General features: G+C 73.9%; 11 protein-coding genes. 8 read left to right on the top strand and 3 right to left on the bottom strand.

The annotated features are described in order from the left end of the window. Positions 1–265 precede the first annotated feature (265 nt). Both rho and IGA62_RS06935 read left to right on the top strand, forming a co-directional pair. Entirely contained in the window at positions 266–2,374 is a 2,109-nt protein-coding gene (gene rho / locus IGA62_RS06940; RefSeq protein ID WP_145815741.1) for a transcription termination factor Rho, read from the top strand. A gap of 146 nt (positions 2,375–2,520) precedes the next feature. Further along, a complete protein-coding gene (locus tag IGA62_RS06935) occupies positions 2,521–5,967 on the top strand; it encodes a phosphodiester glycosidase family protein (protein WP_145815742.1) in 3,447 nt (1,148 codons plus the stop codon). 83 nt (positions 5,968–6,050) lie between these two features. On the opposite strand, the gene IGA62_RS06930 is transcribed toward IGA62_RS06935, so the two are convergent. Beyond that, positions 6,051–6,947, bottom strand: a complete 897-nt coding sequence (locus IGA62_RS06930) for a phosphatase domain-containing protein (RefSeq protein ID WP_145815743.1) — start codon at positions 6,945–6,947, stop codon at positions 6,051–6,053. A gap of 211 nt (positions 6,948–7,158) precedes the next feature. Here IGA62_RS06930 and rpmE point away from each other — a divergent pair, with 211 nt between their 5' ends. Continuing rightward, positions 7,159–7,383, top strand: a complete 225-nt coding sequence (gene rpmE, locus IGA62_RS06925; RefSeq protein WP_091450875.1) for a 50S ribosomal protein L31 — start codon at positions 7,159–7,161, stop codon at positions 7,381–7,383. 90 nt (positions 7,384–7,473) lie between these two features. Continuing rightward, the gene (gene prfA, locus IGA62_RS06920) at positions 7,474–8,562 is read left to right on the top strand and encodes a peptide chain release factor 1 (protein ID WP_145815744.1); all 1,089 of its coding nucleotides are present in this window, start codon (positions 7,474–7,476) and stop codon (positions 8,560–8,562) included. A 218-nt stretch (positions 8,563–8,780) separates the two neighbouring features. Here prfA and IGA62_RS06915 read toward each other — a convergent pair whose 3' ends face one another. Next, the gene (locus IGA62_RS06915; protein ID WP_145815745.1) at positions 8,781–10,331 is read right to left on the bottom strand and encodes a GGDEF domain-containing protein; all 1,551 of its coding nucleotides are present in this window, start codon (positions 10,329–10,331) and stop codon (positions 8,781–8,783) included. Between the two features lie 157 nt (positions 10,332–10,488). On the opposite strand from IGA62_RS06915, the gene prmC reads away from it, so the two are divergent. The 4 genes from prmC (at position 10,489) to IGA62_RS06895 (ending at position 14,952) form a co-directional block, all read left to right on the top strand. Beyond that, on the top strand, positions 10,489–11,430 hold the full coding sequence (gene prmC / locus IGA62_RS06910) for a peptide chain release factor N(5)-glutamine methyltransferase (protein ID WP_186499728.1): 942 nt from the start codon (positions 10,489–10,491) through the stop codon (positions 11,428–11,430). Further along, on the top strand, positions 11,430–12,071 hold the full coding sequence (locus tag IGA62_RS06905; protein ID WP_145821752.1) for an L-threonylcarbamoyladenylate synthase: 642 nt from the start codon (positions 11,430–11,432) through the stop codon (positions 12,069–12,071). Before prmC ends, IGA62_RS06905 begins: the two co-directional genes overlap by 1 nt. Continuing rightward, positions 12,072–12,683, top strand: a complete 612-nt coding sequence (locus tag IGA62_RS06900; protein ID WP_145815746.1) for an arsenate reductase/protein-tyrosine-phosphatase family protein — start codon at positions 12,072–12,074, stop codon at positions 12,681–12,683. Positions 12,684–12,840: 157 nt separating this feature from the next. Beyond that, positions 12,841–14,952 carry a transglycosylase domain-containing protein gene (locus tag IGA62_RS06895; protein ID WP_145815747.1) on the top strand — a complete coding sequence of 704 codons (2,112 nt, stop codon included), beginning with the start codon at positions 12,841–12,843 and terminating at the stop codon, positions 14,950–14,952. 128 nt (positions 14,953–15,080) lie between these two features. Here the strand turns inward: IGA62_RS06895 and IGA62_RS06890 are convergent, their stop codons facing one another. Then, positions 15,081–16,562, bottom strand: a complete 1,482-nt coding sequence (locus IGA62_RS06890; protein WP_145815748.1) for an SDR family oxidoreductase — start codon at positions 16,560–16,562, stop codon at positions 15,081–15,083. Positions 16,563–16,584: the final 22 nt, after the last annotated feature.

Below are 16,584 nucleotides of genomic sequence, written 5' to 3'. Positions count from 1 at the left end.
GCGATCTTCCTGCGGGTCGGCGCACCCCCGAAGCTCTCGGCGGTCAGCCCGTCTCACCTCTGCCTAGGCCCACGCCGTACCGCAGTTTCCGCAGGTCGCCGCAGACGGCGAGACCTGCCCGCCGAAGTTTGGTGGGTCGGGAAACCGACCGGCTGCTGTGTCACAGACTCCCGCGGCGCGTCATGCGACACGGGTGCACCGAGGCCGCCCGGCCACCTGAGCTCTTGACCCCGGGCGACCCCGGCCTATCGAGGGAAGGAATCCATTGAGCGACACCACCGACGTGACGTCGGATGTTTCCAACGTCGCTGGCGAAGCCACCGCCGCCGCCCCTGCCCGTCGTCGGCGCAGCGGCACCGGTCTGTCAGCGATGCTGCTGCCGGAGCTGCAGAGCCTGGCCGCGTCGCTCGGCATCTCCGGCACTGCACGCATGCGCAAGGTTGAGCTGATCAGCGCCATCACCGAGCGGCAGGGCGGTGCCGCCGCCGGGGCCCCTCGACCGCGTGCCGAGGTGGCGGCCGCAGCCGCCGCGCCCGTCCGCGAGGAGGTCCGGGCGGACGTGCGGGAGACCGCGGAGCCGGCGACCGCTCCGACCGAGGCCGAGTCCCGGCCACGGAGCCGGCGCAGCCGGGCCGCGACCACCGCCGAGCGCGCCGCCGCGACCGCTGCCGCCGCCCCGGTCACCACCGAGGCGGAGCCGCGCGGGGCCGTCACCCCGGAGACCGCCGAGCGCCCCGAGCGGGGCGAGCGGGCGGAGCGTGGTGACCGCGCCGCCGAGCGCGGTGAGCGGACCGAGCGCGGTGAGCGAACCGAGCGCAACGACCGGGCCGACCGCGGTGACCGGACCGAGCGCGGTGAGCGGACCGAGCGCGGTGAGCGCGGTGAGCGGGCCGACCGCGGTGACCGCACTGAGCGTGGCGAGCGGACCGAGCGCGGTGACCGCACTGAGCGTGGCGAGCGGACCGAGCGCGGTGAGCGCAACGAGCGGACCGAGCGGAGCGACCGCAACGAGCGCACGGAGCGCGGCGAGCGGGCCGACCGTAACGAGCGCGGCGACCGGACCGAACGGGGCCAGCGCGGCGACCGGGACCGCGACACCGACGTCGACGACGACGGCGAGGGCGGCGGCCGGCGCGGCCGGCGCAGCCGGTTCCGGGACCGTCGCCGGGGCCGTGGCGAGCGCAACGAGACCGGCGGGGACGTCGTCGCCAGCGGCGGGCGCGAGCCCCAGGTCAGCGAGGACGACGTGCTCGTCCCGGTGGCCGGCATCATCGACGTGCTGGACAACTACGCCTTCGTCCGGACCACCGGCTACCTGGCCGGCCCGAACGACGTGTACGTCTCGATGTCCCAGGTCAAGAAGTACGGCCTGCGGCGTGGCGACGCCATCACCGGTGCGGTGCGTGCGGCGCGCGACGGCGAGCAGCGGCGGGACAAGTACAACCCGCTGGTCCGGCTGGACTCGGTCAACGGCATGGAGCCGGACGAGGCCCGCCGCCGTCCGGAGTTCTACAAGCTCACCCCGCTCTACCCGCAGGAGCGGCTGCGGCTGGAGACCGAGCCGCACATCCTCACCACCCGGGTGATCGACCTGGTCACGCCGATCGGCAAGGGCCAGCGGGCGCTGATCATGTCGCCGCCCAAGGCTGGTAAGACCATGGTGTTGCAGGCGATCGCCAACGCGATCACCCACAACAACCCGGAGTGCCACCTGATGGTGGTGCTGATCGACGAGCGGCCCGAAGAGGTCACCGACATGCAGCGCTCGGTCAAGGGCGAGGTTGTCGCGGCCACCTTCGACCGTCCGCCGCAGGACCACACCACCGTCGCCGAGCTGGCGATCGAGCGGGCCAAGCGCCTGGTCGAGCTGGGGCACGACGTGGTCGTGCTGCTCGACTCGGTGACCCGGCTCGGCCGGTCGTACAACCTGGCGGCGCCGGCCAGCGGCCGGATCATGTCGGGTGGTATCGACTCGACCGCGCTCTACCCGCCGAAGCGTTTCCTCGGCGCGGCGCGGAACATCGAGAACGGCGGCTCGCTGACCATCCTCGCCACCGCCCTGGTCGAGACCGGGTCGGTGATGGACACGGTCATCTTCGAGGAGTTCAAGGGCACCGGCAACGCCGAGCTGAAGCTGGACCGGAAGATCGCCGACAAGCGGGTCTTCCCGGCCATCGACATCCACACCTCCGGCACCCGTAAGGAGGAGATCCTGCTCGCGCCGGAGGAACTGGCCATCACGCACAAGCTCCGCAAGGTCCTGCACTCGCTGGACTCGCAGGCGGCGCTGGACCTGCTGCTGGACCGGCTCAAGCAGTCCCGGACCAACATCGAGTTCCTGATGCAGATCGCCAAGTCGACGCCGGGCGAGTAACCCGCCGGGTCACCTGGGAAAGGGGCACGACCGTTCGCGGTCGTGCCCCTTCTCGCTGCTCAGAGCAAGATCGCCGGCTGAAGTTTTCCTACGGTTGGCCGACGGGGTATTGAAAGTTCTGTTCGTTGTCGGGTTGACTGACGCGCATGCGTACCCGATCCGCCCGACTTGCCGGCGTGCTGGTGCTGACGCCGCTGCTCGGCCTGGCCGGCCCGACCCCGGTCGTCGCCGCGTCGCCCGGGGCCGACACGGCCGCCGAGGACGTCCCCCGCGCCTCCTCCCACCCGACCACGGTCACCACCCTCGCTGCCGCGGGCGTCGCGCCCGCCGACGGCCTGGAGACCGCGAAGACCACCCGCCCGGTCGCACCCGGGCTCGACCTCACCTCCTTCGACCGGTACGACCAGCAGGGCTGGCTGCGGGCCGACGCCCTCACCGCCGACCTGACCGGTGACCTCACCGTCGACTACGTCAACTCCGGCGCGGTCAGCCGGGCCGAGCCGCTTCGTGGCGCGGTCGACGCCTCCCGCGCGGTCGCCGCGGTCAACGGCGACTTCTTCGACATCAACAACTCCGGAGCCGCGCAGGGCATCGGCATCCGTGGCGGCGAGCTGATCCAGTCGCCGGTCGCCGGGCACACCAACGCGGTGGCGGTCACCGCCGAAGGGCTCGGTCGGGTGATCCAGGTGCACTTCGAGGGCACCGCCACCCTGCCCGCCGGGCCGGTCACCCTGACCCAGTTCAACAACATGGTCCAGGGCAACGGCATCGGCGTCTTCACCGCGCTCTGGGGCGCGTACGACCGGTCCCGGGCGGTCGAGGGCGCGACCCGGGTCACCGAGGTCACGCTGGTCGACGGGCGCGTCGCCACCGTCACCGACCGCGCCGGCAGCGGCCCGATCCCCGCCGGCACCACCATCCTGCTCGGCCGGGACGCCGGGTCGGACGCCCTCGCCGGCCTGCGCCCGGGTGACGCGGTGACCGTCGCCTACCGCCCGCGCACGTCGGACGGCAGCACCCCGAACGCCGCGGTCGGCGGCGGCAACGTGCTGGTCCGCGACGGTGTGGTGCAGCAGATCGCCGACACCTCCCTGGCCCCACGCACCTCGGTCGGGTTCACCGCCGACGGGCGCAAAATGATCATGCTGACGGTGGACGGCCGGCAGGTCGACAGCCGGGGCGTCACCCAGACCGAGATGGGCCGGATGATGGCCGAACTCGGTGCGCACCACGCGCTCAACCTCGACGGCGGCGGCTCCTCGACGCTGCTCGCCCGCGAGCCCGGCGCGGCGTCCGTCCAGGTGGAGAACAGCCCCTCCGACGGCACCGAGCGGGCCGTCCCGAACGGCCTGGCCGTCTACGCCCCGAAGGGCAGCGGCCGGCTCACCGGGTACTGGCTGGAGACCGCCGCCGACCCCACCGCCGCGCCCGGCGTCGCGCCGGTCCGGGGCGGCCGGCCGGACCGGGTCTTCCCCGGCCTGACCCGCCGGCTCACCGCCGCCGGCCACGACGAGACGTACGGCCCGGCGGCCGGCGCGCCGACGTGGCGGGCCAACCCCGCCGCCCACGGCACCGTCGACGCCGACGGCGTCTTCCGGGCCGTCCGTCCCGGCCGGACCACCGTCACCGCCTGGCGCGACGAGGCCCGCGGCACGCTGGACCTCACCGTGCTCGGGCCGCTGGCCCGGGTCGACTCCACCGTGGACCGGGTCGGCCTCGCCGACGCGCAGGGCACCGGCACCTTCGGTGTGGTCGGTTACGACGCCGAGGGCAACACCGCGCCGATCGAGCCCGCCGACATCTCCCTCGCCTACGACCGGGAGCTGCTGCGGATCACCCCCGACACCAACGGCAACCTCACCGTCGCCGCGCTCCGCGACAGCGGCTCCGCCCTGGTCACCGTCACCGTGGCCGGGCAGCGCACCGTGGTGCCGGTGACCGTCGGCCTCACGGACGTGCCGGTCGCCGGCTTCGACGACGCGGCGAACTGGAGGTTCAGCGCCGCCCGCGCCACCGGCTCGGTCGCCCCCGCACCCGGCCACACCGGCACCGGCCTGCGGATGTCGTACGACTTCGGGCAGTCCACCGGCACCCGGGCGGCGTACGCCGACCCGCCGGCCTGGATCGCCGTCCCCGGGCAGCCGCAGGCCTTCGGCATGTGGATCAAGGGCAACGGCACGGGCGAATGGCCCAGCCTGCACCTGCACGACGCGCAGGACACCCAGCACGTGCTGCGTGGGCCGCTGGTCACCTGGACCGGCTGGCGGTACGTGCAGTTCGACGTACCCGCCGGGGTGCAGTACCCGCTGCGGGTCCGCCGCTTCTACGTGGCCGAGACCAACGCCGCCGCGAAGTACACCAGCGAGGTGGTCATCGACGACCTGGTGGCGAAGGTGTCGCCCACGGTGGACGTACCCGCCGAGCCGCACCGGACCGACCGGGTGGTGCTGCGCGACGGCACCGTCGCCGGGATGCCGTGGCGCTTCGCGGTCCTCTCCGACGCGCAGTTCGTCGCGGCGAACCCGGACAGTGACCTGGTCGCCCAGGCCCGCCGGACGCTGCGCGAGGTCAAGGCGGCGAAGCCGGACTTCCTCCTCATCAACGGGGACTTCGTGGACACCGCCTACCCGGCGGACTTCGCCCTGGCCAAGCGGATCCTGGACGAGGAACTCGGCGGCGAACTGCCCTACCACTACGTGCCGGGCAACCACGAGATCATGGGTGCCCCGATCGCCAACTTCGAGGCGGTCTTCGGTGCGCCGTCGAAGGTCTTCGACCACAGGGGAACCCGCTTCGTCACGCTGAACAGCTCCACCGGGACCCTGCGCGGTGGCGGCTTCGACCAGGTCCGGGCCCTGCGGACCGCGCTGGACTCCGCCGCTGGCGACGACCGGATCGGCTCGGTGGCCGTGCTGCACCACCACCCGCCGCGCGACCCCGGCCCGGCCAAGGCCAGCCAGCTCACCGACCGGAAGGAGGCGGCGCTGGTGGAGCAGTGGCTGGCCGACTTCCAGCACCGCACCGGCAAGGGCGCGCTCTTCGTCGGCGGACACGTCGGCACCTTCCACGCCGACCGGGTCGACGGGGTGCCCTTCCTGATCAACGGCAACTCCGGGAAGGGCCCGTCCAGCCCCGCCGATCAGGGCGGGTTCACCGGCTGGACGATGGTCGGAGTGGACCCGGTGACCCCGCAGGAGGCCGAGCGCGCCCGACGTGACCCGTTGGTCGAGGGCCCGCGCTGGGTGGCCGCCGAGTTCCGGGCACACGTCGACCGGCTCACCCTGGCCGCCCCCGACACCGTCGTGGTCGGCGCCCCGGCGAAGGTGACCGCGACGATCACGCAGCCCGGTGGTCGTACCGTGCCGGTGGCCGCGCCGGCCAGCGCGGACTGGTCGGCGTCGCCGAGCGTCCACGTCGGCCCGGCGGACGGGGTGAAGCCCTGGCACGTGGCCCGCTTCGATCCGGCCACCGGCACGCTCACCGCGCTGCGGCCGGCCGACTCGGTGGTGCTCGCGGTGACCGTCAACGGCGTACGCGCCGAGGCGACCCTGCGGCTCACCGCCGCTGCCGGGGCGGTCGCTCCGGCCGCCTGAGGTGGTAGCAGGGGTCCCCTCCTACCGCATTTTGTGGAGGAGGGGGCCCCTGCAGGCACCCGACACGGGTGCGACCAGCATCCTCAGAAGTTGCCCTCGGCGACCTGGAAGACGGTCAGGCCGAGGTCCCGCCACATCCGGACCACCTGCATGCGGTCGTCGAAGACCCCGACGACCCGGTACCGGTCGCGCAGCTCGCTCTCGTAGATGTCGCGTTTGACGATCGAGTCCTTCCGGTTGTCGCCCACCGCCCGCATGTGCAGCGCCAGGTAGGGCACCCGGACGTGCCGGTCCAGCCAGGCCACCGTGTCGACGCGGGCGGAGGCGTCCCGGCCGGAGCAGAACACCACCCCGTAGCCGGCCCCGTGCATCGCCCGGACCGCTGCGATGACCGCCTCGTTCGGCACGTCCTCGCTCACCCGGGTCATGTCGTACGGGCTGCGGGAGACGTGCAGCGCGACCGTGCCGTCGATGTCCACCAGGACGACCTCGGTCGGCTCCGGGACGGGCGGACGCACCCGGGCCGGGCCGCCCGGCGGCACCTCGGGCACCGGCAGGGGCAGCGGTCGGTTGGCCAGGAAACGCTCGTGCAGGCGGCGGATGGCCTCTTCGCCGACCCGGTCCTCGACCGGTCGGGCCGCGTCCCGGCGCAGGCACTCCTCCAACGGGACGTCGGTGAAGTCGTGCACCTCGAAGCTGGCCCCGTACCGGGCGGCCAGCCGGGCCCACTCCCGCAGGGTGCGGGCGCGCAGGTTGGTGTCGTCCACGCAGACGTCGACCCGGGCCCGCAGCAGGGCCTCCACCTGTGCCCGTTGGACGGTGGTGACCTGGGACTCCGCCCACTGGGTGAAGAGCCGGGCACCGTGCAGCATGCGGCGCAGGTCGTCCCGGTTGACCCGGACGACCGACGGTTGGAGCGTCCGGGCGAAGGTGGTTTTGCCGGAGGCCGGCAGCCCCCGGGTGGCGATCAGACGGGTCACCCCGTCACGGTAGTGAATGGTCCCGGCCGGGGCGGGAATGCCGGTGGTGCGGACCGTGTTGGGGCAGCTGTGTGGCCCGGTTTCCGGGTCGGCGGAAGCCCATGGCACACTGGTCAATCGGCCACCGGTTCCGGTTCACGCCCGATCCCGCACAGGCACGACCTGCGCGGGCGGCGACCCGGCGACCACCCACGAGAGGACCGAAGGCGACATGAAAGCCAACATCCACCCGGAGTACGTGACCACCGAGGTCACCTGCTCCTGCGGCAACTCGTTCACCACCCGCAGCACCGCCAAGGGCGGCTCGATCCACGTCGAGACGTGCAGCGCCTGCCACCCGTTCTACACGGGCAAGCAGCGGGTGCTCGACACCGCGGGTCGGGTCGCGAAGTTCCAGCAGAAGTACGCCAAGGTTCAGGCGAAGAAGGCCAAGTAGCCGTCCGTTCGACGCCCGCGTCCGGTTCACCACCGGGCGCGGGCGTCGTCCGTCTCTGCCCGAATCGCGCCGACCGCAGGGAGTACGAGCATGAGCAGTGAGCGCCTGGTGGCACTCCTCGACGAGTACGCCGACCTGGAGAAGCGGTTGGCCGACCCGGCCATCCACGCCGACCAGGGTGCGGCGCGTCGGGTCGGGCGGCGCTACGCCGAACTGGTGCCGCTGCACAAGGCGGCCGGCGAACTGGAGCAGGCGCGCGCCGACCTCGTCGCCGCCCGGGAGCTGGCCGCCGAGGACCCGTCCTTCGCCGCCGAGGCGGAGTCCATCGCGGCGACCCTGCCCGAGCTGGAGGAGCGCCTGGCGGAGCTGCTGATTCCCCGCGACCCGCACGACGCCAAGGACGTGATCGTCGAGATCAAGGCCGGCGAGGGCGGTGAGGAGTCGGCGCTGTTCGCCGCTGACCTGCTGCGTATGTACACCCGGTACGCCGAGCGGCGCGGCTGGCTCACCGAGGTCCTCGACGCGCAGGATTCCGACCTGGGCGGGGTCAAGGACGTCTCGCTGGCGATCAAGACCAAGGGCGTCCCGGAGGGTGGCAACGGGGTGTGGTCCCGGCTCAAGTGGGAGGGCGGCGTGCACCGGGTGCAGCGCGTCCCGGTCACCGAGTCGCAGGGCCGCATCCACACCAGCGCGGCCGGCGTCCTGGTGCTGCCGGAGGCCGAGGAGGTCGACGTCACGATCGACCCGAACGAGCTGCGTATCGACGTCTTCCGCTCGTCCGGCCCGGGTGGCCAGTCGGTCAACACCACCGACTCGGCGGTCCGGATCACCCACGTGCCGACCGGGATCGTGGTCTCCTGCCAGAACGAGAAGTCGCAGTTGCAGAACCGGGAGCAGGCGATGCGGATCCTGCGGGCCCGGCTGCTCGCCGCCGCCCAGGAGCAGGCCGACGCCGCCGCCTCCGACGCCCGCAAGGCGCAGGTGCGCACCGTCGACCGTTCCGAGCGGATCCGCACCTACAACTTCCCGCAGAACCGGATCACCGACCACCGGATCGGCTACACCGCGTACAACCTGGACCTGGCCCTCGCCGGTGAGCTGGACGGTGTGCTCGACGCCCTCACCGAGGCCGACCGCGCCGCCCGCCTGGCCGGGGACCCGGAGCTCGGTCGCCGCTGAGCCACTCCGCCCCCGCCCCCGAACCTTCGACGCCCGCCCCGGCCCGACCCTCGCCCCGGCCGGCGGTAGCAGGGGTCCCCTGTTACCGCTTTTTGATGAGCAAGGGTCCCCTGCATCCAGGCAGCCCGCACCGCACCGCACCGCACGGTGCCGCGTGGTGGAGGCGGTGAGGTGGGGCGTGGTGCCCGACATCCCGGGCGGATCGGGGCCGGCGCGGGTCAGCCGGGGCGGGTGCGGGACTTGGCGTGCAGCATCTGCTGGTCGGCCGCGTCGAAGGCGGCGCGGATGGCGTCCCGGCCCAACGGTGCGCCGGCGTTGACCTCGGCGAAGCCGATGGTCACCCGGACCGGGGTGCCCGGAACCAGGGACTCCCAGTCCTCGGTCCGGATGGCCGCGTCGACCCGGCGGGAGACCTCGGCCGCCTCCTCGATCCCGGTGCCGGCGAGCACCACCACGAACTCGTCCCCGCCGTAGCGGGCCACGAAGTCGCCGCGCCGCATCACCCGGTTGATCACTCCGGCCACGCGCTGCAAGACCAGGTCGCCGGAGTGGTGTCCGTGCCGGGTGTTGACCGCCTTGAAGCCGTCCAGGTCGCAGACGCCGATGACCAGCCGCTCGCCCCGGTTGACCATGCCGGCGATGTGGCGTTCCAGCCGGCGGCGGTTGGGCAGCCCGGTCAGCGGGTCGGTCAGCGCCTCACCCTCGAACCGGGCGGCCTCGCGGCGCATCTCCTCGTGGTCGATGCGGGCCGCGATGCCGTCGATGTAGACGTCCCGCAGCCGGTCGTTGCGCTGCGCGGCGAGCCGGAACGCCATCCGGTCGGCCCGGTGGGCGCCGGCGTGGTCCCCGGCCGTGGTCAGCGCGATGCTGCGCAGCCGGGCCGGTTCCGCCGCGCCGAGCGTCTCGGTGGAGACCGAGGCGGTGTCCAACCGGGTGATCGCCTCGGCCGGTCGGCCCTCGGCGACGGCCAGGCAGACCTTCCCGAGTTGGCGGAAGTCGCGGGCGCGGGCGCTGTCGCCACCGAACCCGAGCAGCCGGACCGGGTCGTTCTCGGTGCCGGTCTCCACCGGGTCGCCCAGGGCGGCGCGGCGTGCGACGGTGTAGCCGTACGCGGCGAGACTGCTCGGGCGCAACCGCCCGGCCCGCCCGGTACGCCGGAAGCGGTCGAGGTCGGCGGCGATGTCCCGGAGCACCCGCAGGCAGCCGTCGCTGTCGCCGTTGTGGTCGAGGGCGACGGCGTTGCGCAGCCGGATCCCGGGTGCGGCGAACGTCTCCTCGGGGATGCCGGCCGCCAGCCCGAGCTGCCGTGCCTTCTCGATGGCGGTGAGCGCGTATCCGTGGAAGCTGAGGTACGAGTACGTCATCGCCAGGTCGTGCCAGCCCCACGCGGTGTCCCGGTCCGGGTCCTCCACCGCGTCGAGCATCCGGGCGGCCCGGACCAGGTGGGTGACGCACCGGTCGAGGGCGCCCTGGTGGTGCGCGGCCAGTGCGGCCAGCGCGTGCAGGTGCCCGTGCAGGTACGGCTCGGGCAGGTCCCGGACGGCGGTGGAGGCCTCCTCGATGGCCCGGGTGAACTCGGCCGTCCGACCGAGGTTGATCAGCGCGGAGAGGCGCTGGACCCGGGCGTCGGCGCGGGCGAACGGGTCGCTGGTGGTGCGGAGCACCTGGTCGAGGAGGACGCACGCCTCGGCGGACCGGCTCGCCTCCTGGAGGTCGCGCGCCTTCGTGAGAGCGTCAACCTGGTCGGTGACCCGGTCGAGCCAACCCACCCGCAGCCTCCCGTCCGCGCCGGCTCCGGCGCCGCACCGTGGTCGCCCCGGGCCACCCCCGGCGAGCCCGCGTCCCGCTGCCGGTCCACGCCACGGGCGCACCAGGAAAAGGACGCGCCCGTTCGGGGTGACGTACGCGACGCTTCATGATTATGTCGTGACTGTCACGCCGCAACAGCCGTCCGAAGGGACGAACAACCGACACCCGTGTCCGCCGGTGCTCGCCCGGGTGACCCGGATTCTCGCCGGGGCGGGCGTCGACGCCCCCCGGACCGAGGCGGAACTGCTCGCCGCCCATGTGCTCGGGGTGCCCCGGGGCCGGCTGCTGCTGGCCGACGGCCTCACCGGCGACCAGCTCGCCCGGCTGGACGCCCTGGTGGCACGTCGGGCGGCTCGGGAACCGTTGCAGCACCTGACCGGGACCGCCGGCTTCCGGCACCTGGAGCTGGCGGTCGGCCCGGGTGTCTTCGTCCCCCGGCCGGAGACCGAGCTGCTCGTGGAATGGGGGATCGTCCGGGCCCGGGGGAGTGCCGAGCCGCTGGTGGTGGACCTGTGCAGCGGCTCCGGCGCGGTCGCGCTCGCGGTCGCCCAGGAGGTGCCGGGGGCCCGGGTGGTGGCGGTGGAACGGTCGACGGCGGCGCTGGCCTGGCTGCGGCGCAACGCGGCGGACCGGGCCGCCGCCGGGGACCGGCCGATCGAGGTGGTCGAGGCGGACGTCACCGACCCCGCGCTCCTCGACGAGCTGACCGGCCGGGTCGACGTCCTGCTCTGCAATCCGCCGTACGTGCCGGCCGGGACCGCCGTACCGCCGGAGGTGGCCGGTCACGACCCGGCGGAGGCGGTGTTCGGCGGGGCGGACGGTCTGGCCGTGGTGCGGCCGGTGGTCGCGGCGGCGGCCCGGCTGCTGCGGCCCGGCGGGGCGCTGGCGGTCGAGCACGACGACACGCACGGCCGCGCGGTGCCCGAACTGATCGGTGCCGACGGCCGGTTCGACGCCGTCAGCGGCCATGCCGACCTCGCCGGCCGCCCCCGCTTCACCACCGCGCTGCGCCGCCCCGAGCACGCGCCGTCCCGGGCGTGGCAGACTGGCTCCTCGTGATGCTCTACGACTGCCGGTCGCTGGCCGATCGGGACCGCGGCATCGCCGCGGCGATCGAGGCCGTCAAGAATGGCGAACTGGTCGTCCTGCCGACCGACACGGTGTACGGGATCGGCGCGGACGCCTTCACCCCGTTCGCGGTGAAGGCGTTGCTGGACGCGAAGGGCCAGGGCCGGCAGGCGCCGCCGGTGCTGATCGGCTCCCGGCACACCCTGGACGGGCTGGTGTTCACCCTGCCCCGGGCGGCCCGTGACCTGGTCGAGGCGTTCTGGCCGGGGGCGTTGACCATCGTCGTGGAGCATTCGCCCAGCCTCCAGTGGGACCTGGGCGAGACCAACGGTGTGGTCGCCGTGCGGATGCCGCTGCACCCGGTGGCGCTGGAGGTGCTGCGGGAGACCGGCCCGATGGCGGTCTCCTCGGCGAACAAGTCCCGCCAGCCGGCGGCGCTCACCGCCGAGCAGGCCCGGGACCAGCTCGGGTACGCGGTCCGCGCCTACCTGGAGGCCGGGCCCTGCCCGGACCCGGTGCCCAGCACGATCGTGGACCTGACCGGCGAGGTGCCGCAGATGGTGCGCGAGGGGGCCATCTCGTTGACCGAGCTGCGTGACGTGGTGCCCGACATCGAGAGCCGGGTGGCGTAGGTGCCACCCTTCACCGTCCTGCACGTCTGCATGGGGAACATCTGCCGGTCGCCGATGGCCGAGCGCCTGCTGGCGCTGGCCGTCCGGGAGCGGCTCACCCGGCGCGCACTCGACCCGGAGCGGGCCGAGGAGCTGCTGCACAGCCACAGCGCCGGCACCGGGGGCTGGCACGTCGGGTCGGAGATGAACCCGCCGGCGGCCCGGCAGGTCGCCGCCCGGGGCGGGGACAGCGCCGGGTTCGCCGCCCGCCGGCTGCGGTCCGACCAGATCGACGCCGCGGACCTGGTGCTCACCGCCACCGTCGACCAGCAGGAGTACGTGCTGGCGCTGCGCCCGGACGCCGCCGCGCGGACCTTCGTGCTGGGCGAGTTCGGCCGGCTGCTCGGCACGGTGGCGGGGGCTGCCCTGCCCCCGGTCGAGGCGTCCCCGGAAGCGGTGTACGCCCGGGGAACGGCCCTGGTCGCGGCGGTCCACGCCGCGCGTGGGGTCGCCACCGCGCTGCCCACCGACGACCTGGACGACCCGTGGGGTCGGGGTGACCAGTGCTTCAGCCGGGTCGCCGACGAGATCGAGGAGACGGTGCAGCCGTTCGCGACGCTTCTGCTGCCCTGACCTGCCCGGCTGCGCGGGAACTACCGGCTCTGCCAGCATTTCGGGAAGTTCGTGGCTTTCTACGAATTATCTGCTGATTTGCGGAAAGGGCGACTCCGGCCAGCCGGTCCGGGCCATTCTGAACGGGTCCTAGCCCAGCTCCTGCTCAGGAGAGCTGATGACCCAGGCCCGTCTGCACAAGCTGCTGACCGTGGTGATCGCCGGCACGCTGGCCGGGCTGGTGCTCGCCGCGGCGGCCCTGCCCCTCGCGCTGGTGCTGGGGCTCGGCTTCTCCACGCTCGCCGCCCCGTACTCCGAACTGCCGGAGCACCTGGTCACGCCCCCCACCGCGCAGCGCTCCACGCTCTACGCCGCCGACGGCACCACCGAGATCACCTCCTTCTACGAGGAGAACCGGGCGGACGTGCCGTTGACCGAGGTGGCCCCGGTGATGCGACAGGCGATCCTCGCCGCCGAGGACGCCCGCTTCTACGACCACAGCGGCGTCGACCTGCGTGGCATCGTCCGGGCGTTCACCGCCAACCGCAGCGGCCCGGTCCGCCAGGGTGCCTCCACGCTGACCATGCAGTACGTCCGGAACGTGCTGAGCAGCGACCCGACCCTGAGCGAGGAGCAGCGGAAGGCGGCCAGCGAGATCAGCACCGCCCGCAAGATCCAGGAGATCCGGTACGCCCTGGCGCTCGAACGTGAGCTCGACAAGGACGAGATCCTCGGCCGCTACCTGAACATCGTCTACTTCGGCTCCGGGGCGTACGGCGTCGCGACGGCCAGCCGGCGCTACTTCTCCAAGGCCCCGGCCGACCTGACCCTGGCCGAGGCGGCGCTGCTCGCCGGACTGGTCCAGTCACCGCACACCGACGACCCGATCCACGGTGACGCCGACGCGGCGCTGCGCCGGCGGGGGTACGTGCTGGACCGGATGGTGGAGACCGGCGCGGTCGCGCCCGCCGAGGCCGACCGGGCCCGGGCGGAGGGCCTCGCCCTGAAACCGAGCGTGCAGCCCGACGACTGCGCGGCGGTCCCCGAGGAGCGCAACGACTGGGCGTTCTTCTGCGACTACTTCACCGACTGGTGGAACCGGCAGCCGGCGTTCGGCGCGTCGGTGGACCAGCGGCAGCGGACGCTGCGCCGGGGCGGCTTCCGGATCGTCAGCTCCCTCGACCCGGACGTGCAACGCGACACGCAGGACCGGGTGCTGGCGGTGTACGGCACGCACAGCCCGCACGCGCTGCCCACCGCCGTGGTGCAACCGGGTACCGGGCGGATCCTCGCCATGGCGGTCAACCGCACCTACGGCCTCGCCCCCAACCCGCCCGGGCAGGAGAACCGCCCCCACACCGTCAACCAGCTGGTCGCGGGGGGCGACGGCATCGACGGCTACCAGGCCGGCTCGACCTTCAAGATCTTCACCGTGCTGGCCGCGCTGGAGGCCGGGTTCCCCCTGGACACCCGTTTCGTCGCGCCGAGCCGGATCGTCACCGGGTGGCCGGTCGACGGTCCGACGAGCTGCGGCGGGCGCTGGTGTCCGGCGAACGCCGACCCGGCGTCGATGGACGGCGAGCACACCATGTGGACCGCCTTCGGCCGATCGGTGAACACGTACTTCGTCTGGCTCGCCGAGCAGGTCGGCATGGACCGGGTGGTGGCGATGGCCGAACGGCTCGGCATCGTGCTGCGCGCCGACGAGGACGCCCGTCGCGCCCGCTACGGTGCCCGGCAGTGGGGCCCGTTCGTGCTGGGCGTCGCGGCCACCACCCCGCTCGACCTGGCCACCGCGTACGCCACGGTGGCCGCCGAGGGGGTCCGCTGCACGCCCCTGCCGGTCAGCATGATCGTCGACCGTGGGGGCCGACCGTTGGACGCCGCCCGGCCGGACTGCCGTCGGGTGCTGGACGCGGACGTGGCGCGCGCGGCGGCCGACGTCGCCCGTTGCCCGGTCGGGGACCAGTCGGCGTACGGGCGCTGCGACGGTGGCACCGCCGCCGGCCTGCGGGCCCGGGTCGGTCGTCCGGTGATCGGCAAGACCGGTAGCTCCGAGGGGTACGGCACGGAGACGGTGGTGGTCGCCACCCCGCAGCTCGTGGTCGCCTCGATGGCCGCCAACCCGGACGACCCACGGGACCCGGCCGGCAAGGCGGTGCAGGTCAAGATGGTCGAGGTGGCCGCTGGCATCGTCGCCACCGCCCTGCGTGGCCAGCCGGTCCGCGACTTCACGCGACCGAGCGAGACGATCGCCCGGTGGGGTACCGGCCGTCGCGCGGGGGACTGACCGGGCTTACCTCCCAAGGGCTCGGCCTCTCCCAGGTCGGCGCACGGGCCAGCGTCCACGGACGGGCTGCGCCCGGTGACGGCTGCGGGCGGACCGTTCGGCACCGGCGGCCGGTCTCCGGCGACGGCTCAGGGGCGGACCGGTGAGGTGCGGGTTGCCTGCTCGGCGCCGCGTGCGATGTTGCGGGCCATCCCGCCGAAGACCACCGCGTGGAACGGGGCGACCGCCGCCCAGTAGGCGTGCCCGGCCAGCCCGCGCGGCAGGAAGACGGCGCGTTGCGCGTACCGGCTCCCGCCGTCGTCGGTCGGCTCGACGCGCATCTCCAGCCAGGCCCGGCCGGGCAGGCGCATCTCCGCCCGCAGCCGCAGCAGCTCGCCCGGGACGATCTCCTCGACCCGCCAGAAGTCGAGCGCCTCGCCCACGTAGAGCCGCTGCGGGTCACGCCGGCCCCGGCGCAGCCCCACCCCGCCGACCAGCCGGTCCAGCCACCCGCGCAGCGACCAGGCCAGGGGGAAGGAGTACCAGCCGTGCTCGCCGCCGACTCCCTCGATCACCCGCCACAGCGCGTCCGGCGGGGCGGCGACCCGACGTTCCCGCAGGTCGGTGTAGACCGAGCCGCCGGACCACTCCGGGTCGCTGGGCAGCGGCTCGGCCGGCGCGTCCGGCCCGCTCGCGGTGGACCAGCGCGTCTCCACCTCGGCGTGGCGGACCTTCGCCAGGGCCAGCCGGACCGCCTCGTCGAAGCCGGTCAGCCCGCCCGGCGGGTCGGGGACGTACCGCGCGATGTCGTGCTCGTGGGCCACCGCCTCCTGGACCAGGCTCTCCACCAGCGGCCGGGCGATCCGGTTCGGCACCGGTGTGACCAGGCCCACCCAGTGCGAGGAGAGCGACGGGGTCAGCGGCCGGACCGGCAGGATGATCCGGCGGCGCAGCCCGGCCACCGCGGCGTACCGCTGCATCATCTCGGCGAAGGTGAGCACGTCCGGCCCGCCGACGTCGAAGGCCCGGTTCACCTCCGGCGGCAGGTCGGCGGCGGCGACCAGGTAGCGCAGCACGTCCCGGACCGCGATCGGCTGGATCCGGTTGCGCACCCAGCGCGGCGTGACCATGACCGGCAGCCGCTCGGTGAGGTACCGCAGCATCTCGAACGAGGCCGAACCGGACCCGATGATCACCGCCGCCCGGAGCACCACGGTCGGTACCCCGCTGGCCAGCAGGGTCCGCCCCACCTCGCTGCGGGACCGCAGGTGGGGGGAGGGGCGCGTGTCCGCCGCCGGTTCCGGCCCACCGAGGTAGACGATCCGGCGTACGCCGGCCGCGTGGGCCGCCCGGGCGAAGTGGGTGGCCGCCTCCCGGTCGGCGGCCTCGAACCCGGCCTGCCCGAGCGAGTGCACCAGGTAGTAGGCGACGTCGACGTCCGCGAAGGCGGCCGGCAGCGTCTCCGGCCTGCGCAGGTCGCCCTCGACCACCTCGGCCCCGGCCGCCCACGGCACGTCCCGCAGCCGCCGGGCGGTCCGGGCCAGAGCGCGTACGGTGTGGCCCCGGGCGAGCAGTCGGGGCGCGAGTCGTCCGCCGATGTAGCCGGTGGCACCGGTGACCAGGCATCTCATGGTCTCCAGTCTGGGGCCCCAT

The sequence above is a fragment of the Micromonospora sagamiensis genome, assembly GCF_014680085.1.
Lineage (GTDB): Bacteria > Actinomycetota > Actinomycetes > Mycobacteriales > Micromonosporaceae > Micromonospora > Micromonospora inyonensis.
Note: the sequence above shows the minus strand (reverse complement) of the source record. Positions and strands in the feature narration are given on the sequence as shown.